This is a genomic window from Pseudomonas sp. Irchel s3f7, from assembly GCF_900187615.1.
Classification (GTDB): domain Bacteria; phylum Pseudomonadota; class Gammaproteobacteria; order Pseudomonadales; family Pseudomonadaceae; genus Aquipseudomonas.
Map to the genome: position 1 here is coordinate 219,077 of NZ_FYDO01000001.1, position 25,149 is coordinate 244,225.

Annotated in this window: 17 protein-coding genes and 1 tRNA gene; 13 read left to right on the plus strand and 5 right to left on the minus strand. The window is 59.7% G+C overall.

Going from position 1 to position 25,149, the window contains the following annotated elements; genetic code table 11:
* Window positions 1-103: 103 nt before the first annotated feature.
* The gene (locus CKW19_RS01010; protein ID WP_095056157.1) at window positions 104-2,023 is read left to right on the plus strand and encodes a PAS domain-containing sensor histidine kinase; all 1,920 of its coding nucleotides are present in this window, start codon (window positions 104-106) and stop codon (window positions 2,021-2,023) included.
* Here the strand turns inward: CKW19_RS01010 and CKW19_RS01015 are convergent.
* The 3 genes from CKW19_RS01015 to CKW19_RS01025 form a co-directional block, all read right to left on the minus strand.
* A complete protein-coding gene (locus CKW19_RS01015) occupies window positions 2,001-3,362 on the minus strand; it encodes a sodium:proton antiporter (RefSeq protein ID WP_095056158.1) in 1,362 nt (453 codons plus the stop codon). The two genes, CKW19_RS01010 and CKW19_RS01015, sit on opposite strands and share 23 nt — an antisense overlap.
* Window positions 3,362-3,547, minus strand: a complete 186-nt coding sequence (locus CKW19_RS01020) for a hypothetical protein (protein ID WP_095056159.1) — start codon at window positions 3,545-3,547, stop codon at window positions 3,362-3,364. Before CKW19_RS01020 ends, CKW19_RS01015 begins: the two co-directional genes overlap by 1 nt.
* Window positions 3,548-3,773: 226 nt before the next feature.
* The gene (locus CKW19_RS01025; protein ID WP_095056160.1) at window positions 3,774-4,928 is read right to left on the minus strand and encodes a MalY/PatB family protein; all 1,155 of its coding nucleotides are present in this window, start codon (window positions 4,926-4,928) and stop codon (window positions 3,774-3,776) included.
* Between the two features lie 296 nt (window positions 4,929-5,224).
* Between CKW19_RS01025 and fdnG the strand changes: the two genes are divergently transcribed.
* The 8 genes from fdnG (at window position 5,225) to CKW19_RS01070 (ending at window position 14,662) form a co-directional block, all read left to right on the plus strand.
* Window positions 5,225-8,290, plus strand: a complete 3,066-nt coding sequence (gene fdnG / locus CKW19_RS01035) for a formate dehydrogenase-N subunit alpha (protein WP_143500279.1) — start codon at window positions 5,225-5,227, stop codon at window positions 8,288-8,290.
* Complete coding sequence (fdxH, locus tag CKW19_RS01040) at window positions 8,291-9,226, plus strand: formate dehydrogenase subunit beta (RefSeq protein WP_095056163.1); 936 nt, start codon at window positions 8,291-8,293, stop codon at window positions 9,224-9,226.
* Window positions 9,223-9,876, plus strand: coding sequence for a formate dehydrogenase subunit gamma (locus tag CKW19_RS01045; RefSeq protein WP_095056164.1), 654 nt, complete (start codon window positions 9,223-9,225; stop codon window positions 9,874-9,876). The genes fdxH and CKW19_RS01045 overlap by 4 nt, the downstream gene beginning before the upstream one ends.
* Before the next feature lie 3 nt (window positions 9,877-9,879).
* Window positions 9,880-10,806, plus strand: a complete 927-nt coding sequence (gene fdhE / locus CKW19_RS01050) for a formate dehydrogenase accessory protein FdhE (RefSeq protein WP_095056165.1) — start codon at window positions 9,880-9,882, stop codon at window positions 10,804-10,806.
* 51 nt (window positions 10,807-10,857) lie between these two features.
* A complete protein-coding gene (gene selA, locus CKW19_RS01055) occupies window positions 10,858-12,288 on the plus strand; it encodes an L-seryl-tRNA(Sec) selenium transferase (RefSeq protein ID WP_095056166.1) in 1,431 nt (476 codons plus the stop codon).
* Window positions 12,285-14,192 (plus strand): selenocysteine-specific translation elongation factor, encoded by a 1,908-nt coding sequence (selB, locus tag CKW19_RS01060; RefSeq protein ID WP_095056167.1) that lies wholly within the window; start codon window positions 12,285-12,287, stop codon window positions 14,190-14,192. Before selA ends, selB begins: the two co-directional genes overlap by 4 nt.
* A gap of 6 nt (window positions 14,193-14,198) precedes the next feature.
* Window positions 14,199-14,294 (plus strand) — tRNA-Sec (locus CKW19_RS01065).
* A 152-nt stretch (window positions 14,295-14,446) separates the two neighbouring features.
* Window positions 14,447-14,662, plus strand: coding sequence for a hypothetical protein (locus CKW19_RS01070; protein ID WP_095056168.1), 216 nt, complete (start codon window positions 14,447-14,449; stop codon window positions 14,660-14,662).
* 63 nt (window positions 14,663-14,725) lie between these two features.
* Here the strand turns inward: CKW19_RS01070 and gltS are convergent, their stop codons facing one another.
* Entirely contained in the window at window positions 14,726-15,940 is a 1,215-nt protein-coding gene (gene gltS / locus CKW19_RS01075) for a sodium/glutamate symporter (RefSeq protein WP_095056169.1), read from the minus strand.
* 291 nt (window positions 15,941-16,231) lie between these two features.
* Between gltS and CKW19_RS01080 the strand changes: the two genes are divergently transcribed.
* The 3 genes from CKW19_RS01080 (at window position 16,232) to CKW19_RS01090 (ending at window position 18,652) form a co-directional block, all read left to right on the plus strand.
* Complete coding sequence (locus tag CKW19_RS01080; RefSeq protein WP_095056170.1) at window positions 16,232-17,842, plus strand: mechanosensitive ion channel family protein; 1,611 nt, start codon at window positions 16,232-16,234, stop codon at window positions 17,840-17,842.
* Window positions 17,843-18,104: 262 nt separating this feature from the next.
* Complete coding sequence (locus tag CKW19_RS01085; RefSeq protein WP_095056248.1) at window positions 18,105-18,377, plus strand: CopG family ribbon-helix-helix protein; 273 nt, start codon at window positions 18,105-18,107, stop codon at window positions 18,375-18,377.
* Window positions 18,377-18,652 carry a type II toxin-antitoxin system RelE/ParE family toxin gene (locus CKW19_RS01090; RefSeq protein WP_095056171.1) on the plus strand — a complete coding sequence of 92 codons (276 nt, stop codon included), beginning with the start codon at window positions 18,377-18,379 and terminating at the stop codon, window positions 18,650-18,652. Before CKW19_RS01085 ends, CKW19_RS01090 begins: the two co-directional genes overlap by 1 nt.
* A 136-nt stretch (window positions 18,653-18,788) precedes the next feature.
* Here the strand turns inward: CKW19_RS01090 and CKW19_RS01095 are convergent, their stop codons facing one another.
* The gene (locus CKW19_RS01095) at window positions 18,789-22,841 is read right to left on the minus strand and encodes a glycosyl hydrolase family 28-related protein (protein WP_095056172.1); all 4,053 of its coding nucleotides are present in this window, start codon (window positions 22,839-22,841) and stop codon (window positions 18,789-18,791) included.
* A 458-nt stretch (window positions 22,842-23,299) separates the two neighbouring features.
* On the opposite strand from CKW19_RS01095, the gene CKW19_RS01100 reads away from it, so the two are divergent.
* Complete coding sequence (locus CKW19_RS01100; protein ID WP_177408763.1) at window positions 23,300-24,859, plus strand: GGDEF domain-containing protein; 1,560 nt, start codon at window positions 23,300-23,302, stop codon at window positions 24,857-24,859.
* The last annotated feature ends 290 nt before the right edge of the window (window positions 24,860-25,149 follow it).

Genomic DNA, 25,149 nt, shown 5'->3' on the forward strand with positions numbered 1-25,149 from the left:
AACCAGGTGAAGACTTTCATGCGAGTTACCGTTCGCGGTTAATCGAGCTTTCCAATTTGGTGGTTTGTCGCATACTCCACAGAAACAATCAGGTGGCGCATCCATGAGTGAAGATCGAACCAGGTCCAACGCAATCGACGACAGTCGCTTTCGACTGCTGATCGATGCAGTGATCGACTACGCGATCTACATGATTGATCCCGATGGCATCATCACCAGCTGGAACGCTGGCGCCAGGCGTTTCAAGGGCTATGAAGAAGCCGAGATTCTCGGCCAGCATTTCTCGCGTTTTTATACCGAAGACGATCGCCGTGCCGGGTTGCCCCAGCGCGCGCTTGACACGGCTCTCACTGAAGGGCGTTTCGAAGGTGAGGGCTGGCGGGTGCGCAAGGACGGCACGCACTTTTGGTCCCATGTGGTGATCGACCCGATTCGCGACTCGTCGGGCACCTTGCTGGGGTTCGCCAAGATCACTCGGGACCTGACCGACCGCAAAATGGCCGAAGAAGTGCTCAAGCAAAGCGAGCAACAGTTTCGCCTGCTGGTGCAAAGCGTGACGGACTATGCGATCTACATGCTTGCCCCGGATGGACGGCTGACCAACTGGAATCCGGGGGCTCAGCGCATCAAGGGCTATTTTCCCGAGGAGGTCATCGGCCAGCATTTTTCGATGTTCTACACCCCCGAGGACCGCGCTGCCGGCGAGCCGCAACGCACGCTGGAGGTCGCTGTTCGAGAGGGGCGCTTTGAAAACAAAGGCTGGCGGGTGCGCAAGGACGGTACGCGGTTCCTCGCCCATGTGGTCGTGGACCCGATCTGGGGCGACACCGGGACCTTGCTCGGGTTTGCCAAGATTACCCGGGATATCACCGAAGTCACGCAAGCCCAACAAGCACTCGAGACCACTCGCGAAGCGCTGTTCCAGGCGCAGAAAATGCAGGCAATCGGTCAGCTCAGCGGCGGGATCGCCCATGACTTCAATAATCTGCTGACGGTGATCCTCGGCAATCTGGAAATCGTGCGCAAACGCGTGACAGACGATTCAAAACTCATCCGCCTGATCGACAACGCAACCCAAGGCGCCTTGCGAGGCGTTTCCCTGACCCAGCGAATGCTGGCCTTTGCCAGGCGACAGGAACTCAAATCCGAACCGGTACAGCTGCCAAAGCTGATCGAAGGTATTTCCGGACTGTTGCGCAGTTCGCTGGGGCCTTCTGTGGAAGTCGAGATCCGTTTTCCAAGGGATCTGGAGCCCGTGCTGGCTGACGTCAATCAGTTGGAACTGGCCGTGCTCAATCTGGCGACCAACGCCCGGGATGCGATGCCCCTCGGCGGAAAAATCCTGATCAGTGCAAGAACAGAGGAGGTCGCTGAAAGCAGCCGTTCATCCCTGGCAGTTGGGCGCTATGTCTGCCTGGATGTGACCGATACCGGGGAGGGCATGGACGAAGTCACGCTGGCCTCTGCGATGGATCCGTTCTTTACCACCAAGGGTGTCGGCAAAGGCACAGGGCTCGGACTGTCGATGGTGCATGGGTTCATTGAGCAACTGGGTGGGCGCTTTATCCTCAAAAGCCGGAAGGACTTTGGCACGACCGCCGAGCTCTGGTTGCCGGTTGCCACCAACGGCTCTGCCGCCAAACCGGCGGTGCAGGAGGCGGCCATTACGGTGCCTCGCCTGTGTGTGCTGGTGGTGGACGATGACAGCCTGGTACTGACCAGTACGAGCCTGTTGCTGGAGGACTTGGGACACCGGGTCGTCAGTGCCGCTTCCGGGGCCCGGGCTCTGGAGCTGTTCGACAGCGAACCGGATATCAATCTGGTCATCACCGACATGGCCATGCCGCAGATGAGTGGTGCGCAACTGGCCCACGCCATCCGCCTGATGAATCCTGCGTTGCCAATCATCCTCGCTACCGGTTATGCCGAGCGCCTTGAGGGGTTTGCGGCTCATTTACCCCGGCTGTCCAAACCGTTTACCCAGCTCAACCTGGTGGAAATCATCGCCCGGGCGATGAAGTGACACGGCGCTTGCGCCGCTCGTAGCGGGCCAGCATCGGCTGGGTGCTGATGCCATGTACCAGAATGCTCAGCGCCACGACCGAGAGCGTGATATCGGCGCATAACGTCGCGACCGACGGCATCAAGTCATGGTTCAACGCATAGAACAGGTAGTAAAAACTACCGATGCCGCGGATACCGAACCAGCCGATCAGCAGGCGTTGCGGGCCATCGATCAACCGGCCCCACGGCATCAGCGCGACGCTCAGGGGGCGGATTATCCCGAACAACACCAGCGCAATCACCAGGGCTCGCCAGTCCCAGTGGGTGATCAGCACCACCCCCAGCAGCGTCACCAGAAACACTTCCATGGCGCGCTCCACCAAGCTGCCAAATGAAAGCATATCGCCCATCATGATCCCGGCCGCAACCTGAGATTCCTCAAGGTTGTCGACGTCACCGTGCACCGCGTCCTCGGGTTCGACGTTCTGATGGCCTACCACCGCTTTAACCAGATGCTCCGCCGGTGTGTGGGCATCGCCCGCTGTCCTGACCTCGGCCTGACGCAACCCCAGGCCAGCGGCAAACACCGAGAGAAAACCGTAGCCCTGAATCGCTTCGGCCACGACATAGGCCAAGGCAATCAGGGCAAGGGCCAGGTAATCATTGGGCGAGAAGGTGCTGTCGGCATTCCTGATGCGCATGAACAGCGTAAGGCGGCCAATGCCGCGCCCCATCCAGTACCCGGTCAGCAAACCTGCGGGCAATGCCCACAACAGTTGCTTCAATGCCCAGTTATCAAGCCAGGCGTACGTGTCGCCGCTGTGCTGCATAAGCAGCAACCCGAGGATGACAAAGGGGAAGGCGATCCCGTCGTTGAGACCAGCCTCGCCCGTCAGCCCGAACCGTACCGTATCGTAGTCCTTGGCATCGTTGACCTGCACCAGTGAGGCCAGCACCGGGTCGGTGGGCGCCAGGATCGCCCCGATCAACAGCGACGGTCCCCACGGTAATGCAAAACCGAAGTGCAGCAATAAGCCGACACCGATAATGGTCAGGACCATCACCGGTCCCGCCAGGATGAATGCCACTCGCCATCGAAGGTCGCGAAGGGGCAAGCGCAGTTTCAAGCCGCAGACAAACAGTGAAAAAAGCACGGCGACTTCGGACAGATGCTCCATCCAGAACGCCGCTTCCTTGATATCGAGCCTGAGCAATCCCAGCCCAGTCGGCCCAATAACCACACCCAGCACCAGGCAGACCGCGGAAGTGGTCACCGGCAGCCAGCGCAGGTAAGACGATGTCAGTGCCAGTGTCAGCAACACCGCACCCAACACCGCCACCCAGGCGGTGAAGTCCATCAACTGACTGTAGCGCGCAGGGACTCAGGGGTAAGCACGTTGAGCGCGGTAAACCCGATGCATTGATTGACCGTGGGCATGGACTCAAAGGTACGTGACATCCAGCGATGAGCTTCCTCTTCCTGGCGAATATCCGTCCAGACGAAGTTCGGTTGAGTGAACAGCTTGAAGACGGGCGCGGACATGACGACCTCCAGGTATCAAGACCTATAGGGTGTTGAGCCCTGGAGGTCGCCACGGGTTCAATTATTCCACCGCGTAACAGCATCGATTTAATGACACACACAAGAACCTGTAGGAGCAAGCTTGCTCGCGAAAGTGGTGTGTCAATCAACAAAAATGTTGACTGTGATACCGCCATCGCGAGCAAGCTTGCTACAGGGGGGGGGTAGCGGGGGGCTTCGGGGAGAATCAGGCCTTGAGGTTGCGCAAGCTGCGCTCCATCCGCGCCAGGCCTTCTTCCAGCAGCGAGCGTGGGCAGCCGAAGTTCAGGCGCACGAACTGCTTGCAGTCATCGCCAAAATCCAGTCCGGCACTCAGGCCGACCTTGGCCTGTTCAAGGAAGAACTGCTGCGGATTGTCCAGCCCCAGCGCCGAGCAATCCAGCCAGGCCAGGTAGGTACTTTGCGGAACGTTCATGGTGATGCCCGGCAAACGGGTGCGCACGGCGTCGACCAGGTAATTGCGGTTGCCTTGCAGGTAAACCTTCAACTCGGCGAGCCAAGGCGCCGCTTCGCTGTAGGCCACGCGAGTGGCTTCCATGCCCAGCGGGTTGACGCTGTCGACCATGCCGCATCGGGCGTGGTTGACGCGCTCGCGCACGTGGCGGTCCTGAATGATCATGAACGAGGTTTTCAGCCCCGCGATGTTGTAGGCCTTGCTCGCCGACATCAGCGTGATGGTGCGTTGGGCGATTTGCGGGCTCAGGGTGGCCATCGGAATGTGCGTGCGGCCGTCGAAGCACAGCTCGGCGTGGATCTCGTCGGAGATGATCCAGGCGTCGTGCTCCATGCAGATATCGGCAATGGCTTGCAGCTCTTCCCGGGGAAAGGCTTTGCCCAACGGGTTGTGCGGGTTGCTCAGCAGCAGCGCGCCGCCGCCCTGCAAGGATTCGCTCAACGTTGCCAGCGGCGTGGTATAGGTGCCGTCCGGCAGCGAATCGAAACTCAGCTCTACCTTGTTCAGCCCCCAATGCCCCGGCGCATGGCGCAGCGGCGGATAGTTTGGAACCTGCACGACGACATTCTGTTGTGCCTGTACCAGCGCCTTGAGCGCCATGTTGAAGCCCGACTCGACCCCCGGCAGGAAGATCAGCTCTTGCGGCTCGACGCGCCAGGCGTACTTGGTCCAGAGATCGGCGACGATCGCTTCGCGCAAGTCGTCCTGGGCAACGCTGTAGCCGACCATCGGGTGCTCCAGGCGTTTTTGCAGGGCCTGGACAATCACCGGCGGCGCGGCGAAGTCCATGTCGGCGACCCACATCGGCAACACGTCGGCCGGGTAGCGGCTCCATTTGGTGCTGCCGGTGTTGTGGCGGTCGAACACCTGATCAAAGTCGAAAGTCATGCGCGGTCTCGTAAGGCGGGGTTGAACATGCGCCAATGATAAGCGCCAACCTACTGCAGGAGCGAGCCTGCTCGCGATGGTGGGTCAGATACGCTGATGTCAACTGACACACCATCGCGAGCAGGCTCGCTCCCACAAGGGTCTTCGCAGCAAGCTGATTTTGTCCGACGGTCGGTTGTCATGGTGAATTCGACAGCATTGGCTAAAGTTGAAGTGTCGGCACTCAGACTGCCGCCACCGTGGTTGTTCAAAAAGACCCGGCCATGTACCGGGTTCCACCTGATCAGGAGTGCACGATGGATCTCAGCCGTCGTCAGTTCTTCAAGGTCGCCGGTATCGGCCTTGCAGGCTCTAGCCTTGGCGCGTTGGGCATGGCCCCAACGGCTGCCTTTGCCGAACAGGTGCGTCATTTCAAGCTCGCCCACACCCATGAAACCCGCAACACCTGCCCGTATTGCTCGGTCGGTTGCGGTTTGATCATGTACAGCCAGGGCGATCATGCGAAGAATGTCGCGCAAAACATCATCCATATAGAAGGTGACGCCGACCACCCGGTCAACCGCGGCACCCTTTGCCCCAAAGGCGCAGGCCTGCTGGACTTCATTCACAGCCCCGGACGCCTGCAATACCCGCAGATGCGCAAGCCCGGCAGCACCGAGTGGACGCGCATTTCCTGGGATGAAGCACTGGACCGCGTGGCCGACCTGATGAAGGCCGACCGCGACGCCAACTTCGTCGAGAAAAACGCCCAGGGCCAAACGGTGAACCGCTGGCTCACCACCGGGTTCCTCGCGGCCTCGGCGGCGTCCAACGAAGCAGGCTACATCACCCACAAGGTCATTCGCAGTCTCGGCATACTGGGGTTTGATAACCAGGCGCGTGTCTGACACGGCCCGACGGTGGCAAGTCTTGCCCCGACGTACGGCCGTGGTGCCATGACCAACCACTGGACCGATATCGCTAACGCGAATCTGGTTCTGGTGATGGGCGGCAACGCAGCAGAAGCGCATCCGTGCGGCTTCAAATGGGTGACCGAAGCCAAGGCGCACAACAACGCCCGGCTGATCGTGGTCGATCCGCGTTTTACCCGGACCGCTTCGGTGGCCGATTTTTACGCGCCGATCCGCACCGGCACCGACATCGCCTTCATGGGCGGGCTGATCAATTACCTGCTGACCGAGGACAAGATCCAGCACGAATACGTGCGCAATTACACTGACGTGTCGTTCATCGTCAAAGCCGGGTATGGCTTCGAGGACGGGATTTTCAGCGGTTACGACGCGGCCAAACGGACGTACACCGACAAGTCCGGCTGGGGTTATGAGCTAGGTGAAGACGGCTTCGCCAAAGTCGACCCGACCCTGCAAGACCCGCGTTGCGTCTATCAACTGATGAAGCAGCACTACAGCCGCTACAACATCCAGTTGGCGAGCCAGATCTGTGGCATGCCGGTCGATGCGATGCAAAAAATCTGGGAAGAGATCGCCACGTGCTCGCAACCGGGCAAGACCATGACGATTCTCTATGCCCTGGGCTGGACTCAGCACTCGATTGGCGCGCAGATCATCCGCAGCGCGGCGATGGTGCAACTGCTGTTGGGCAACGTCGGCATGCCGGGCGGGGGCGTGAATGCCTTGCGCGGGCACTCCAATATCCAGGGCCTGACCGATCTGGGCCTGCTGTCGAACTCGCTGCCGGGCTACCTCACGCTGCCCACCGATGCCGAGCAGGATTACAACGCCTACATCGTCAAGCGCACGCAAAAACCGTTGCGCCCAGGGCAGCTGTCCTACTGGCAGAACTACGGCAAGTTCCATGTCAGCCTGATGAAAGCCTGGTACGGCGCCAATGCCACGGTCGAAAACAACTGGGCCTACGACCACCTGCCGAAGCTGGACATTCCCAACTACGACATCCTCAAGGTGTTCGACCTGATGGGCCAGGGCAAGGTCAACGGCTACATGTGCCAGGGCTTCAACCCCATCGCCGCGCTGCCCGATAAAAACCGGGTGATGGCGGCACTGGCCAAGCTGAAATGGCTGGTGGTGATGGACCCGCTGGCCACCGAGACCTCGGAGTTCTGGCAAAAGGTCGGGCCGTATAACGACGTCAACAGCGCCGAGATCCAGACCGAAGTCATTCGCTTGCCCACGACCTGTTTCGCCGAGGAAGACGGCTCTCTGGTCAACAGCAGCCGCTGGTTGCAATGGCACTGGAAGGGCGCCGATGGCCCCGGCGAAGCGCGCACCGACATACGGATCATGTGTGAACTGTTCCTGCGTCTGCGCCAGCGATACGAGAAAGAGGGCGGAAAATACCCCGATCCGATGCTGAAACTGTCGTGGCCGTACAAGATTGCTCACGAGCCTTCACCGGAAGAACTGGCCAAGGAAATCAACGGCTACGCCACCACGGATTTCACCGACGCGACGGGCGCGGCGATCAAGGGCAACGCGCAATTGGCCGGGTTCGGTCAACTCAAGGACGACGGCAGTACGGCATCCGGGTGCTGGATTTTCTGCGGCAGCTGGACCGAGTTGGGCAATCAGATGGCGCGTCGTGACAACAACGATCCGTTCGGCATGCATCAGCATCAAGGTTGGGCGTGGGCCTGGCCGGCGAACCGACGGATTCTCTATAACCGCGCTTCGGCGGATTTGTCCGGCAAGCCGTGGGATCCGAAAAAACGCCTGGTGTGGTGGAACGGCAAGGCCTGGGGCGGCACCGATGTGCCGGACTACAAGGCCGACGTGGCGCCGGAAGCGGGGATGAATCCGTTCATCATGAACCCCGAAGGCGTGGCGCGGTTCTTCGCCGTCGACAAGATGAACGAAGGCCCGTTCCCCGAACACTACGAGCCGTTCGAGACGCCAATCGGCATCAACCCGCTGCATCCGCAAAACAAGAAAGCCACCAGCAACCCGGCCGCGCGAATCTTCGATTCGGTATGGGAAACCCTCGGCGTGGCCAAGGATTACCCGTACGCCGCCACCAGCTACCGGTTGACCGAGCATTTCCACTTCTGGAGCAAGCACTGCAAGCTCAACGCGATTACCCAACCGGAGCAATTCGTTGAAATTGGCGAAGTGCTGGCCAAGGAGAAAGGCATCGTCGCCGGTGACCGGGTGCGGGTCAGCAGCAAGCGCGGTTTCATTGAAGCGGTGGCGGTGGTGACCAAGCGGATTCGTCCGCTGCAGGTCAACAATCAGGTGGTGCACCAGATCGGTATCCCGTTGCATTGGGGTTTCACCGGCCTCACGCGACACGGTTACCTGACCAACACCCTGGTGCCGTTCCTCGGCGATGGCAACACACAGACCCCGGAATCCAAGTCATTCCTGGTCAACGTGGAGAAAGTCTAAATGGCCAGCCAAGACATCATCGCCCGCTCGGCCACCACCACACCCGCGCCCTCGGTGCGCGGCGTGGACGAAGTCGCCAAGCTGATCGACACCACCAAATGCATCGGCTGCAAGGCCTGCCAGGTCGCCTGCTCGGAATGGAACGAGTTGCGCGACGAGGTCGGCCATAACCATGGCACCTACGACAACCCGCAAGACCTCACCTCGGAAACCTGGACGTTAATGCGCTTCACCGAGCACGAAACCGACGCCGGCAACCTGGAGTGGCTGATCCGCAAGGACGGTTGCATGCACTGCGCCGAACCCGGTTGCCTGGCGGCGTGCCCCAGCCCCGGTGCGATCATCAAGCACGCCAATGGCATCGTCGATTTCGATCAGGATCATTGCATCGGTTGCGGCTACTGCATCACCGGTTGCCCGTTCAACATTCCGCGCATCTCGCAAAAGGATCACAAAGCTTACAAATGCACGTTGTGTTCGGACCGGGTGGCGGTGGGGCTGGAACCGGCCTGCGTGAAGACCTGTCCAACCGGCGCCATCGTGTTCGGCACCAAGGACGACATGAAGGAACATGCCGCCGAGCGCATCGTCGACCTCAAGAGTCGCGGCTTTGAAAATGCTGGCCTGTACGACCCCGAAGGCGTTGGCGGTACCCACGTGATGTACGTGTTGCACCACGCCGACACGCCGCGGATTTATGCCGGGTTGCCTGATCATCCGGCGATCAGCCCGTTGGTAGGATTGTGGAAGGGCATCAGCAAACCCCTGGCGCTGCTGGCCATGGGGGCAGCGGTGCTGGCCGGGTTCTTCCACTATGTGCGCATCGGGCCGAACCGGGTCGGGGAAGATGAGCACCCCAGTCCACCGGACACCTCGGTGCATGAGGTTGATCCGGCGGTCCATACCTTCGATCCACGCGGGGAGGACAGGCCATGAGCAACAAGACCATCCTGCGCTACACCAGCAACCAGCGGACCAATCACTGGCTGGTGGCGATTCTGTTCCTGATGGCCGGGTTGTCCGGGCTGGCGTTGTTCCATCCGGCGCTGTTCTGGCTGAGCAACCTGTTCGGCGGCGGACCCTGGACGCGGATTCTGCATCCGTTCATGGGGGTGCTGATGTTCGTGTTTTTCCTCGGTCTGGTGTTGAGCTTCTGGCGCGCCAACTTCTTCATTGCCAATGATCGCCTGTGGCTCAGGCGGATCGATCGGGTGATGGCCAATGACGAGGAAGATGTGCCTGCGGTGGGCAAATACAACGCCGGGCAGAAGCTGCTGTTCTGGACTTTACTGCTGTGCATGCTGGTGTTGTTGTTCAGCGGTCTGGTGATCTGGCGGGCGTATTTCAGCGAGTACTTCGGCATTACCTCGATTCGCTGGGCGATGTTGCTGCATGCGCTGGCCGGGTTCGTGCTGATCCTGAGCATCATCGTGCACATCTACGCCGGACTCTGGATCAAGGGTTCGGTCAGCGCCATGCTGCATGGCTGGGTCAGCCGTCCCTGGGCGAAGAAACACCATGAACTCTGGTACCGCGAGGTGACCCGTGACGAGGCATCTAAACCACCGATCACGAAAAAGGGCTGACCGTTGCCAACCATCCTCGAACCCGGACAAATCGAAGCGGCGGCCAGTTCGCCGCCGTTTCTGCACCTGCCGCCGCACACTCTTTTCGATCTGCGCGCCCAGCGCCTGGAACAGCTGGCCGAGGGGCATCCGCTGGCCGATTATCTGCGCCTCATCGCCGGGTTGTGCCGGGTGCAACAGCATGTGCTGGACAACCCGCCGCTGAGCGAACCGCTGGATCTACAACGCATCGAGGTGTGCAAGCAACACGGCTTTCCGCCATTCGCGGCCGACAGCCTGGTGCGCGAGGACGATTGGCAGCCGTATCTCGATGCATTGCTGGAAAGCTACCCGGCACCGTCGCAACCGGCTGTGACCGACGCTCTGGCAGCGTTGAACCAGGCCAGTCCCGGCCAACGACGCGCCTGGGCGGTGGCACTGGTCAGCGGCCAGTTTTCGCTGGTGCCGGCAGCGTTGGTGCCGTTTCTCGGTGCGGCCCTGCAAACGGCCTGGAGCCACTGGCTGTTGAGCACGCCCAACCTGCAACTCAAGCCCGGCGACAGCCTCAGCCAATGCCCGGCCTGCGGGTCACCGGCCATGGCCGGGGTGATTCGCAATCGTGGCAAACACAACGGCTTGCGCTATCTGGCCTGTTCCTTGTGTGCCTGCGAATGGCATGTGGTGCGGGTCAAATGCGTGTACTGCGAACAGAGCAAGGGTCTGGATTACCTCAGTCTTGAGGACGATCGCCACGCCGCCAATCAGGCGCCGTTGCGCGCCGAGATGTGCCCGAGCTGCAACACGTATCTGAAATTGTTGTACCTGGAAAACGACGCCCATGCCGAAGCGCTGTCGGCGGACCTGTCCAGCCTGATGCTCGACATGCGCCTGGCCCAGGACGGCTACCAGCGCCTGGCGCCGAATCTGTTGCTGGCTCCGGGAGACGAATGACCACAGCGTCTACACTCTGGCGCGACGGTCTTTCGATTTCAGGAGTGCCAGATGTCCGCCAGCGGTGCCAGCCATCACCTGCGTTTGCCTTCCGTTGACAGTCTGTTGCGTCATGCGGCGTACCAGCCGTTGGCCGAGCGCTTTGGACGCGACGCGTTACTTGCCGCCCTGCGTCAATTGCTCGACGAGTTGCGCGACGATGTTCAGCAGCGTTTGCTCGCGCCGGTTGAAGTCAGCCCCGAGGTGCTGGCGGGCAGGGTCGGCGAGCGGTTGGCCAGCCAACACCGCAGCCATGTGCGGCGGGTATTCAACCTCACCGGCACCGTCCTGCACACCAACCTCGGCCGGGCGTTGTTGCCCGAAGAAGCGATAGAGGCCGTACAAATGGCCGCTCGCTATCCGCTCAATCTGGAATTTGACCTGCAAACCGGCAAGCGTGGCGACCGCGACGATTTGATCGAGGGCCTGATCCGCGAATTGACCGGCGCCGAAGCCGTGACCGTGGTCAACAACAATGCTGCCGCTGTGCTGCTGACCCTCAACAGCCTGGGGGCGCGCAAGGAAGGCATCATTTCCCGGGGCGAGCTGATCGAAATCGGCGGCGCTTTTCGCATCCCCGACATCATGGCCCGTGCCGGGGTAAAACTGCACGAAGTCGGCACCACCAACCGCACCCACGCCCGCGACTATGAAGCGGCCATCAGCCCGCGCAGCGGCTTGATCATGCGCGTGCACGCGAGCAACTACAGCATTCAGGGATTCACCACGAGTGTGCCGACCGCCGAGTTGGCGCAACTGGCCCATCAACATGGGTTGCCGTTGCTCGAAGACCTCGGCAGCGGCAGCTTGCTGGATCTGACCCGTTGGGGCTTGCCCGCCGAACCGACGGTGCGGCAGGCGCTGCAGGATGGTGCGGACATTGTCACCTTCAGCGGCGACAAACTGCTTGGTGGCCCGCAGGCCGGGCTGATTGTCGGAAGCAAAGCGCTGATCGCCAAGATCAAGAAGAACCCGCTCAAGCGCGCCTTGCGTGTCGATAAACTGACCCTCGCCGCCCTCGAAGCGGTGTTGAACCTGTACCGCAACCCGGACCGTCTGGCCGAGCGGTTGCCGAGCCTGCGCCTGCTGACCCGGCCGCAAAACGAAATTCTGGCCCAGGCCGAACGCCTGCGCCCAACGCTGGCCACGGTAGTGGGCGAGAAGTGGACCGTCAGTGCGTTGCCGGCCCTGGGCATGATCGGCAGCGGCAGCCAACCGGTGGCGCGGTTGCCCAGCGCCGCATTGTGTCTGCGGCCGCTCACGTCGAAGCGTTTGCGTGGGCGTGCCTTGTTGAATCTGGAGGAAGCCTTTCGACGCTTGCCGATTGCCGTGCTCGGGCGCATTGACGACGACGCTCTGTGGCTGGACTTGCGGCAACTGGATGACGAGCCAGCGTGGCTGGCGCAGCTCGATCAATTGCACATGGAGGGCCGGGCAGGGTGATCGTCGGCACCGCTGGGCACATCGATCACGGCAAGACTGCCTTACTCCAGGCCCTCACGGGTCAGGCAGGTGATCGACGTCGGGAAGAACGCGAACGCGGCATGACCATCGACTTGGGTTATCTCTATGCGGCGCTGGAGCCGGGAGCGGGCCTGGCCGGTTTCATCGACGTGCCCGGTCATGAACGCTTCACTCACAACATGCTGGCTGGCGCCCAAGGCATTGATCTGGTGTTGCTGGTGGTGGCTGCCGATGATGGGGTGATGCCTCAGACCCGCGAGCATCTGGCGATTGTCGAACTGCTGGGCATTCCCCGGGCAATCGTTGCGATCAACAAGTGTGACCGGGTCGATGGCGCCCGGATCGAAACCGTACACCAGCAAATTCGCGCCTTGCTGGCCCCCGGACCCTATGCCGATGCACCGCTGATTGCAGTGTCGAGTATCACCGGCGAAGGCGTCGAAAGCTTGCGCCAACTGCTGTTGCAAACCCAGCGCGAAGTGCAGCAACGCAGTACCGAAGGCGGCTTTCGCCTGGCGATCGATCGGGGATTCAGCATTGCCGGTGCGGGCATCGTGGTCACCGGCACGGCGTTGTCGGGGCAAGTGGCGGTGGGCGATACGTTGTTGCTGGGGCCGCAGGGCAAACCGGTGCGAATTCGCGGGTTGCATGCACAGAACCAGACGGCAGACAGCGCTTTTGCCGGTCAACGCGTGGCCCTGAACCTGAGCGCGGATCGCCTGGTGCTGGAGCAGATTCACCGTGGTCACTGGCTGCTTGCCGACTGGCTTCACGCACCCACCGAGCGCCTGGATATCGACCTGCAGCTGCTGGCGAGCGAGTCTCGCGCTTTCGAGCACTTCCAACCGGTTCACGTTCACCTCGGCACGCAGGACGTGACCGGGCGAGTGGCCTTGCTCGAAGGCGCCAGCCTGCCACCGGGCGAGCGCATGTTTGCGCAAGTCTTGCTCAATTCACCCGTGCACGCCGTGAAGGGTGACCGGATGATCCTGCGCGACCAAAGCGCTCAGCGCACCCTTGGAGGCGGTCGGGTGCTCGACCCGTTTGCCCCCAGTCGCCAACGGCGTAGCCCCGAACGCCTGGCGCAATTACACGCCTTGGCCAACAGCGAGAAACTGGAAGAGATCCTGCCGGCGTTGCTGTCCCTCAGTGATGTCGGACTGGACCCGCAACGCGTGGAGCGTCAGTTCAATCGACCTCGCAACACCTGGGCGTTGCCCGACGACATTCGAATGATCGACACCCGGCAAGGCCCGTTGCTGTACAGCACCGCCCGTTGGGAAGCGCTGAAAGCTCCATTGCTTGCGCACCTCGCACGCTTTCATCAACTGGAACCCGACCAGATGGGCCCGGACCGCGACCGCTTGCGGCGCTTTACCGGCACCGCGCTCGACCGCCCGACCTTCATCAGCCTGCTCGACGAGTTATTGGCCAGTGGCGACATCGCCAGCAGCGGTCCGTGGCTGCATCTTCCCGACCATCAGGTGCACTTGAGTGAAGAAGACGAAGCGCTGTGGCAACGCTTGCAACCGCTGTTCGAACAAGCCGGTTTCGACCCGCCGTGGGTGCGCAACCTGGGGCATGACGAAGCGACCGTGCGCGCGCTGTTGCGCAAAATGGCGCGTCTGGGCCTGTTGCATCAAGTGGTGCGTGACCTGTTCTACACCGACAGCATGATCCGTCGATTGGCAGCTATGCTTGTGCAACTGGCGGCCGTCGACCCGGTGATTCAGGTGACGGCGTTTCGCGATGCCGTCGGTTTGGGGCGCAAGCGCAGCATTCAGATTCTGGAATACTTCGACCGCATAGGCTTGACCCGGCGCTTCGGTGATCGTCGGCAGATTCGTCTGGACAATGCATTGGCTCAACACCCCGAGCCCTGATTTCAAGGAAGGCAATCGCGCCCGGTGGCGCGGCCGGGCTTCAAACCCGGTTGGGGACGGCATCCGTTCCCGGGCAGGTTCGACTCCGGCTGCCTTCCGCCAATTCTCTGCGCCGGGTCGATATCCCGCCCGGCGCTCTCCACGGCAGTCGAACTGGATGGATGATGCACTTTTTGATTTCACCGTATTTGAAACATGGACGAAACATTCAAGCCCTATGATTCGCGTCATCGAAAACAGAGGGCAAGGAAGAGATGAATCGGCCATCAAGAAGCGTGCGCAAACTGCTCGACTCCGTCGCCTCCAACAATGAGGCAGCGGCGCTCGATGTGATGCGTGCAGCTGAGCAACTCAAGGACGAGGTGTTGCGCCAACGGTTGCTCAACCTGATCCACCAGCTCCATCAGGACGCCTATGATTTGCGGATGGCGCGGGATGAGATCCAGGGCGGAACCATCAAACTGGCCTAGACGAGCGAAAAAAACTTCAAAAGAAGCCACTCAATCGAGTGGCTTCTTTGTTTTTGGCCGGGATTAAATACCGCTGAACATGCCGATGATCACGGCGTTGACCAGGTCAATGAAAAAGCCACACACCAACGGCACGATCAGGAAGGCCTGGTGGGCTGCGCCGTACTTTTGCGTCACGGTCGTCATGTTGACAATGGCCGTTGCGGTGGAGCCGAGGGTTATGCCGCCGAACCCGGAAGCGATCACGCTGGCTTCGTAATCGCGCCCCATGAAGCGGAAGACCACAAAATACGTGTAGACGACCGTCAACAGAATTTGCAGAGTCAACGCGCACATTATGAACATCAAGGCGCCGCTGAGCTGCCATAACTGAAGCCCCATCAGGGCCATGGTCAAAAACATGCCCAGGCAGATATCCGAGATCAGTGCCAGACCCAGGCTCGCGCCGCTCCAGGTTTTCAATCGCGAATCACCCAGCACGGCCAGAACGATGTGGTGAATGACGATGCCCGCGAACAGGCAGCTGACGAACTTGGGCAGGGTGATGCCGGCATCGACCAGCAGCAGGTTGAGTCCATAGCCGAGCATCAGGGTCAGGTTGAGCCACATCCATGCCCAGAGCACGTCGTAGTAGTCCAGTGCCTTGCTCGGTTGTTGCTCGAGAATGCCGACTTCCAGCTCCGCATCCCGGGAAGGCGTCAGGCCATGACGATTGATCAAACGATTGGCGATAGGGCCGCCAATCACGCAAGCGGCGATCAGACCCACGGTGTTGCTGGCGATCCCCAGTTCATGGGCGTTACTGATGCCCAGTTTTTCGACGAAGATCGGTGCCCAGGCCAGGGTGGTGCCGACCCCGCCGGTAAGGGAAATCGAGCCCACCATCAAACCCGCCTTGGGATCGAACCCAAAGGCTTCGGCCACACTCATGCCCAGCGTGTTTTGCAAAACAATGAATACGCTGGCGAGCACCAGCAGGATCAGCAGCGGGCGTCCGCCTTTGATGAGTTGGCGCATGTCCGATCGCAAACCAATACCGGCAAAGAAGTAGAGCAGCAGCGTGTCGCGGATCTGCAAATCGAATTCGATCTGAATATTGAGGCCGAAGTACAGGAGCGACGTTACCGCCGCACAGACGAACCCGCCGACCACCGATTCGGGAATGCAGTATTGGCGTAGAAACGTGTTGTGTTGAACGATGGTTTTACCGAGGAACAGCAGGAGTATCGCAAGGGTAAAACTCACGAGTCCGTGAACTTCAAAAAGCTGGGAGGTCATCGAAAGCCCGCCTGGAAATCTGAAAAGTGCATTATCAGGATATAGCCGTCCAATGTTCAGACCTGCGTCAATGAACGGTGATTGGAACATAGCAGGAAAGCCGAAGCCTTCCTGTTTTCCCCCCAAGGATCATGATTGCGAGTCGCAGAATTCGGCTAGTGCCCGAATCTCGGGACCATCACCCAGCGGCTAGCAAAGGGGAGGCAGCCGAAATCTGACAACCATTTATCGGTGAACTACGCTGCGAAACAAGCCTCTATCTGAATTTTTTGTGAAGTAAGGAAATGACCCATGCGGAGCAGGGTGCTCGCTGTATTGTTGACTGTATTCGGTCTGTTCTGGTCAGCGTTGTCATGGGCTGATGAAACACCCAAGGTGATCGATGCGCCCGCTGAACTGAAAGTGGCCAACCGCAGCATCATGGTGTTTCGAGCGACGATCCTCGGCGAAGCGCCGGCGTCGCGGGTCAAACGGGCGAAAGGGGTCATCGGCGAAGCCCTGGATGAAGCGGATGACCTGAGTGTCACCGTTGATCCTGTGCTGAAAAGCTACATGGTGCTGTTGGGCAGTCGCCGAGCCTTTATCGTGTCGCCCAAGGATTACGATGAAACCGAGTACGAATCGGCGCAACAGGCGGCCGAAGCGGCGGCTGCAAAACTGCGACAGGTAGTGGCCGAAATCCAGGAAGGCCGCAGCCTGCGGTTGATACTGCGGTCGGTGGCTGCGGCGTTGCTCGCCACGGGGATCTACCTCGGGCTACTGCTGTGCATGGTGTTTCTGCGTCGCCGGGTGCTCAAGCGACTGCCCGAACTGATGCACAAGCACACCCAGGCGATCAAGGTCGGACGGGTGCCGTTGTTCGACGCCAAGTTTCTCTATCCGCTGGTCAGCCGCCTGCTCGAGTTTCTGCGTTGGGTCATCGTGTTGTTGCTGACGTATGAGTGGCTGGGGTTTGTCCTGTCGCGTTTTCCCTATACCCGGCCATGGGGTGAAAGCCTCAACAACTATCTGTTGGAAGTCGGCGATTATTTATTGCAAGGCATTCTCGGCGCGATCCCCGGCCTGGGCGTGGCGTTGGCGATCTTTTTCATCGCTCGCGGCGCCACGGCGTTCATGCGCCGGATTCTGCGCCGCATGGCCATGCCCGGCACCTTCAGCTGGCTGAACCATGAAACCCTGCAACCGACCCAACGCCTGACGTCCCTGGCCATCTGGCTGTTTGCGTTGGCCATGGCGTATCCGTACCTGCCGGGAGCGGGTACCGATGCGTTCAAAGGCTTGTCGGTACTGGTCGGTCTGATGATTTCACTGGGTGCTTCCAGCGTGGTCGGGCAGGCTGCGGCCGGGTTGATCCTGACGTACACCCGAACCTTGCGCCCCGGTGAGTTCGTGCGCATTGGCGATCACGAAGGGACAGTCACCGAACTGGGTATGTTCACCACCAGTATTCGCACCGGTCTGGGCGAGGTGTTGACGTTGCCCAACTCGATGATCACCGGCACGGTCACCAAGAACTATTCACGGGTCGTACAAGGCCCCGGCTACGTGGTCGATACCGTGGTGACCATCGGCTACGACACTCCGTGGCGACAGGTCGAAGGGATGTTGCTGGAAGCTGCAAGGCGCACGCCCGGGATTCTCGAAAACCCACCCGCGCAAGTGTTTCAAACGGCATTGTCCGATTTCTACCCGGAATACCGTCTGGTGGCCCAGGCCATTCCAAGCCAGCCTCGGCCGCGTGCGGTGTTGCTCAGCCTGTTGCACGCCAACATTCAGGATGTGTTCAACGAGTACGGCGTGCAGATTATGTCGCCGCACTATCTGGGCGATCCACAACAAGAAAAGTGGGTGCCCAAGGACAAGTGGTTTACGGCTCCGGCGCAAGAACCCAAGGATCTTTGACCGCCACTGGAAGGGAGTTCGCAGCATGCTTGAGTTTCTGCTCCACGCCTTGCGGACCGACCCGGAAATCGCGGTGTTCCTGGCCGGGGCACAAACCAAAGCGGCGTTGATGGCGGGGTAGTCATGGCTTTTTCTGACCACGTGTCGCGCGCGACCTTCCTGGCTTACTAATTATGATTTAATTCGATTCAAAGAGATTCGCTTTGAATCAAGGTTGCGCATGCTTGAGCTGACTGCATTGGTTGGCAAAGGAGTAATGATTATGGCTACATCCGTCAAAACCCGATCTGTAACGGCTCACGTACCTGTAGATCTAGCCGAGAAGGTCGATGAAATGGCCGAGCGTCTGGAACGATCCAAAAACTGGATCGTCAAGCAAGCTCTATGCGCCTGGATCGACCTGGAAGAGGAGCGCAGTCGTCTAACCCGTGAAGCCCTTGCTGATGTAGACGCAGATCGCGTGATTGACCATCAGGCTGTCCAGGCCTGGGCTGACAGTTTGGGAACAGACACGCCGTTACCGGTGCCACACTGATGGCGGTGAAGTGGACTGGCAAGGCACTTTCCGATATCTCCCGTCTTTACGAGTTTTTGGCAACAGTAAACAAAAACGCCGCCATTCATACGGTCCGGCAACTTACTTCGACAGCAGGTATTTTGCTCGCCAATCCTCGCATTGGTGAGCGCATCGAGGAGTTTGACCCGCGTGATGTGCGTCGAATCCTGGTTGGTCACTACGAACTACGTTACGAAATCCAGGGTACAACCCTCTATCTGCTTCGCTTGTGGCACACACGTGAGAATCGATAGCGATTTGAAGTCTGTCGCTCTCAAAACCCGCGCTCCCGCATAAACACCGCCATCAAATGGGTCGCACCATCCCCCAGCAAACTCCGGCGTTCGCCTTCGATCTTCAGGTGGCCGCGACTTTGCTTGGATCCGGGGTTTAACCCAAAGTTATGAAATCGCTGGCGTGCAGGTCCTGAACGCCCACCAGTTGAATTTCGATCTCGGGTGTGGCCCCCGCATTCACGCTGCCCTGGAGAATGCCATCGGCAAAGCGCAGTTGACCGGTGGCGTTGGCAGGGTCGAAGGCGTTGCTGCCGATGAAGGTGAAGGCGTCGACAGCGACGGTCTGCGGGTTGGCGTCCAGGCCGGTGAAATCCAGGTGATCGCCCTCGGTGCTCTTGAACCCGTTGATCACATCGAGCAAAGCCCCGACGCCCATGTCCGACAGCGCACTGAACGCGAAGGTATCCGCGCCAGTGCCACCAGTGAGGTTGTCGGTGCCTGCACCACCGATCAACCGGTCATCGCCCGAACCACCCACCAGCGCATCGTTGCCCGCGCCACCGTTCAGAACGTTCGCGGCGCTGTTGCCCGACAGGTTGTCGGCGTAGGCGCTTCCCGTCAGGTTTTCGCAGGATTTCACGGTGTCGAGCCCGGAACCCACGGTGTTTTGTTGCGCAGATGTCGAGAGGTTTACGGTCACGCCGGACAAGGCGCGGTCATAGGACACCGTGTCAATGCCATCGCGCCCGTCCAGTACATTGTTGCCAGCTCCGGCGAACAGCGTGTTGTCCAGCGCATTGCCCGTACCATTGGCGGCGCCAGTGCTATCGACATACAGATGTTCGACGTTATTGCTGAGGGTAAAGGCCGCCAGGCTGCTGTGCACGCTGTCGATCCCACCAGGCGTTGCATTGCTGTTGGTCTCGATCACGGCGTCATCGGCGTTGTCGACGTAATAGGTGTCGTTGCCATCGCCGCCGCTCAGGCTGTCGGCTCCTGCTGCACCATCAAGCACGTTGTTGGCGGCGTTGCCGGTGATGAAGTTGTGCCGCTCATTGCCAGTGCCGTTGATGGTCGACACGCCGGTCAGCACCAGGTTCTCGAGATTGGCGCCCAAGGTCCAACTGACCGAGGCCTGCACCGCATCGATCTGTGAGGTCGAGGTGTTGGTTTCCACCACGCGGTCTGATGCGTTATCGACCACATAAATGTCGTTGCCATCGCCACCGGTCATGGTGTCGGCGCCCAGGTTTCCATCCAGCGTGTCATTTCCCGAACTGCCCACCAGGGTATCCGCCTGAACGGTACCGGAAATGATGTTCCGGGCGTTGTCGAAAATCTCCTGCACGCTGTTGTTGTCGTTGGGGTTGCCCTGGAAGCCAAGGTCATTGGCGATGTAGTCGGCCAGCCGCTGGCCAACGATCTCTGCCGACTCTTCGTGCAGGTGCCAGACGTCGTCGGGATACGCCAGCGGCTCGACTTCGTAGCGCAAGGGGAGGTCGGTGTAGTCCGCCGCCAGCTTGACGTCTGCACGCTCGGCGGCGATGGCTTCCTGGGCGGCCCGGACATAGCCAACGCCCTCGAAGATGGAGGCAATCTTCTCCTCCGAATAACCACGGGCACGCGCCGCGTCCTGCTCGTAGTGACCGGTTTCCATCAAGTACACGTTGAAGTTGCCGAGTTGGGCATGCAGGTAATCAAACACCTTGAGGGTCGCGGCCTTGTAGGCCGCGGCGGCCGCTGCTTTGTCCGTGGCGCGGCCGATCTCCTGGGCCGCTTCCTCGCCCTGGCCCCAAATGATGCCCATGGTGACGTTACTGATCGATTGAAGTTCGGTGAGCTGGTCCCGCAGTAGCGTCACGGCGCGCAACAGCGCAGCCCCGGGTTGATTGGTGTCGGTCAGCCACCAGCACAACTTGAGTTCCTCGGCGCTGAGCGTCGACAGGCCGGTGACTGTGCTGCCGCCCACCGCAATGTCGATGCCGTTGCCATTGCCATCGGTGAACTGGCTGCGAACGTCGTAGGGGGTGTAGCGGTCCAGGTCGTTGACCAGCATCGAGGTGCCGGACTGATTGTCGTCCTCCGTCATGCGCAGTAGGCGCGCATTGGATTGGCCGAGGGTGGGCAGGTAGAGGATGTCCTGCTGGGCGCGCTCGCCGAACACGAAGTCGCTGGCGGTCAGGGTGTTGAGGTAGTTGCCGCTGAGGGCGATTTCAAAACGATTGCCATCGGCATCCGCTTCGGCGGACTTGATGTAGGTCTTGTCGCCAGCCGCGTTGAGGGTGATGTACAACGTGCCATTGTGACCATCGCCGAGGCCGAAAAAGCCCAGGCCCGAAACATCGATCTTGTCGACACCCACGGTGAAGTCATAAATCGTGTCGCTGGCCGTGATACCACCGGTGTCGTAGTCGCGGTAGCTGTCGAGCACGTTGCTGTAGCGGAAGGTGTCGGCACCCGCGCCGCCGTACAGCGAATCGCGCCCGGCGCCGCCGTCGAGCATGTCGTCGCCCGCGCCGCCACTGAGGCTGTCGTTACCCGCAAGGCCGAGCAGGGTATCAGCCGAATCGCTACCCAGCAGCGAGTCGCTGGCGCTGGTGCCGGTGATCACGCTATTGAAGATGAAGTTGCTGGCGGTCAGGGTGCTGGCGAAGTTGCCTGAGAGAATCAGCTCGAAGCGGTTACCGCTGGCGTCGGCATCGTAGTCCTTGATGTAAGTGCGATTGCTGCTGGCACTGTAGCTGACTTGCAGAGTGCCGCCACGGCCATTGCCCAGCCCGGTGAATCCGAGGCCGGCGAGATCGATCTTGTCCTGGGTGACGTCGAAGTCGGTGAGGGTGTCATCGAAGCTTGTGGTTGCGTTGCGGTAACTGTCGGACTGAGTGACAAAACGGAATGTGTCGGCGCCGGTACCGCCGGTGAGTTTGTCGAGGCCCGCACCACCCACCAGAATGTCGCCACCGGCACCGCCGTTGATCGTGTCGTTGCCGGCCCCGCCGTAGAAGATCTCGGTCGCGGAACTGCCCAGCAGGGTGTCGTTGCCAGCCGTACCTTGCACGATGGTCATCGGCACCGTGGCACTGACGTAGCTGCCGTCGCCATAGATCAGCGTGGCGCCGTTGCTGGTGTGGCTGATGGTGTTGCCAATAATGGCGTTGCGATCAGTGCCGTCTTCATTGCGCTCTGCAATGCCGTAGGTCGACAGGTTGCTGCCGATGATGACGTTGCCCTGGAGGGTGTTATCGCTGCCGTTGAAGTACTTGCCGGACACGCCCAGGGTGTCGTTGTACGACTGAATAATGATCTCCGGGACGGGGCTGCCCAGGGAATTGTTGTTGAGCGTGTTGTCGATGATCTCGACGTGGTTGCTGCCGTAGATGCGAATCCCGGCGCTGGCGTTGTCGTGAATGTCGACGCCGCTGACGGTCACCTCGCTGGACAGTTTGATCAACACCCCTTCGGCGCCGTTGCCGTACACCTCGCCGCCGGTGATGGTGATGTTGCTGGGGGAGGGGATGTCCTCGCTGCCGCGCTGCACCACGATGCCATTGCCGCCGTTGCTGTAGGCAACGTTATTGGTGAGCGTGAAGTCGTGGGTGCTGGTAACGATGTTGAAACCGTGCCGGTCGTTGTCGTAGGCAACATTGTTTTCGAAGGTGCTGTCGCTGAGGAAGTCGGCAACGAATCCGTCCAGGCCGTTGCCGTGGGAGACGCTGTTCTTGATGACCATGTTGACGGTTTGCTCGTGGGGGTCGAAACCGTACCCGGAGCAATCCTTGATCTCGACACTGTCGAGGGTGACGTTGGAGTCGTAGCCCGCTTCACCGGGAATGTAGCCGTTGAACCAACCGTCGATCTTGCCCGTGGTGTTGTCACGGTTGCCGTCGATGGTGAGATTGCTGACGCCGAAGTCGTGGGTTTGCTCGCCATAGGCGGAGCGGATGACGCCGGTGATTTTCGTGTCGGAACCGTCAGCCACCTTGACGGTGGTTGCGCCCATGCCATCGCCGTACAGGTAGACGTTGCTCTTGAGCATCAGGCAGCCGTCGGAAGGTTCCTCACCCCCCGAAACGATATAAGTTCCGGTCGGCGCATACACTTGCCCCCCGCCTGCAGCGGCCGCCGCATCAATTGCGCGTTGTATCGCCGCCGTGTCGTCAGTGATGCCATCTCCCTTGGCGCCAAAATCTCGTACATTGAAAATCATGAGTTTATCTCCGTATCAGGCGAAAACCTCGGTAAATGCCAATATTCCATCTGCAGTTACCGTTTTATGACCCGGAGGAGCTCAAAAGTTGTGACCGCACATCGGTCAGGCGTCAAAAAACAGATTTTACTGATTAACGGTTATAAAACATTTCGGAAAAATAACGTTTTGTTGACGACCGCTCGGGGAGCGAAGTCGCAGTGAACCAGCCAAAGAGTTGGCGGAAAATTGTCTGGAGTCGCAGAGAACTTCAAGAACAACGGCAGCAAGACGGGGATCAGTACGCTGAATCGGCTCTACGTCTACCGTGCGGTTTAGTGAGATACTGGCACTGTGACACTTTGGATTTCCCTTTTTACTGCATGGATTGCACCTCGTTTGAAAACCATAGCGCTTGCCTTTGCTCTAGTTATGCCCCTCGGAACCCCGTACGCTCTGCAAGTCGAGAAGCCCGAATGATGCTTACCAAACGGCGCAGCTCTTTGGTGGGGTTCATGCTTTTGGCGGTCGGTTTGGTGGGGTTTTCGACGTTGCTACTGCTGACGTCCGAGACTGAACGCCGGAAAACGCGTTTTTCAGAATACGTACAGAACATTTCCGGCATCGTGCGCAACCAGCTCGATACCAATGAAGCGGTATTGTCGGGTTTTTCTGCATTTCTTCAGGCCGTCGACCAGAGCGATACGGAAGCAGCCGCTCGCTATGCGGCAGCGGTTTTATCCGCGTACCCTCATATTTACATGCTCGAGGCGGCGAGGGCGGTACCCGTCGCCGAGCAGGCAGCCTTTGAAAAACTGTTGAGACGCACCTGGCGTCCGGATTTTGCACTCAAGGATTTCCCGAGCCTGGCTCAGCAACCTGCCCAGCATCAGGTCAATCTCAATGAGACCTGGCCCGTGTTATTCATGTACCCGCCAGCCCCGGAATCCAGTTCGATCTATGGCGTTCGGCTGGAAACCGTTGGGCATCTTTCATATGCACTGGCGCGAACCCGCAGCAATCAGAAACCCGTCGTATCACCCGTTTTCTCGATGTACGAAGGGGGTAATGCCTACATTCTGATGCAGTCTGTCAGTCGTACCGAGGATGCAAGAGAGAGCACGCGCCCCAACTTTTTCGGCAGCACGATGTTGTCGTTGCTTTTGATCAAAACGGACTCGCTATTGCAGGCCGTCAACGATGCGAACGTCGATCCTTTCGTCCATATCAGCGCTGTTCTGAAAACCGGGGCGGGTACAGAAAACAACGTGTTTTCTACAGACACAGAGCAGGCTGGCGTCCTGGATCAGTTTTTCTTGCCGTGCCTGACTGATCGGGTCGACATCAGAAACGCATCACAACCCATGACGTTGCTGTTTGAGCGTCAGTTGCGGTTTGGGGATGTTCTGACCGCCGAAACATGGGTGATTCTTGCCGTTCTGGCCGGGGCACTTGTCCTCATGCCACTTGTGTTGATCCGGCATTTCAAGGCGATAGAAAGGGCTGAAGTCGAGCACGAACGAGCAACGTATCTGGCAACCCATGACGTACTCACAGAACTTCCCAATCGCTACCTCTTTGCCGATCGATTTGAGCAGGCCATCGGCCACTGGAAAATGGATGGGACGCAGTTTGCCGTGTTGTTGATCGACCTGGATCACTTCAAGGAAATCAACGATGAATGCGGCCATGAAGTCGGCGATCAAGTGCTTCGAACGGTCGCAAGTCGCATGCTTCAGGCGACCCGCTCGCGTGACACCGTCGCACGTTATGGAGGGGATGAATTCGTCATTCTGCTCACGGACATTACCAGCGCCGAGAGTGCGGAAAAAAAGGCGGAGAGGTTGTTTGGAGCCATCGCTCAGCCGGTCATGACAACCGCTGGCGAGCGAGCGCTCTCGTGCAGCATCGGGGTTTCGCTGTTTCCTGTTCACGGCCAGAGTCTCGACACGCTGCTTAAAACGGCGGATCAGTCCATGTATGGCGTCAAACAATTAGGTCGCAAAGGCATCGCAATGACTGAAACGCTAGAGGCCTGATCTGACGCAGAGATGATGGACTGCTTGCCGGCTGTGCTGCGTAACGGACCGAAACATGCGCTTTTGTAACGCGCCATGCATGAGGCCGTGCACCAATCGAAGGCGACGCAACGGGCTTTGCGTCCACTACCTCAGTCGTCTCGATGTGTTTTCCATGCCAGTTCGCTTTCCTGGACGTCTGGTTACCTTCAACTGACGTTTGCCTGGACCGCGGCCGCCGACTGGCACAAAGGCTGCAAGACCCGCATCGGATTTATCTGTACATATTTTCCTGGGCAGCCCGGTCAATG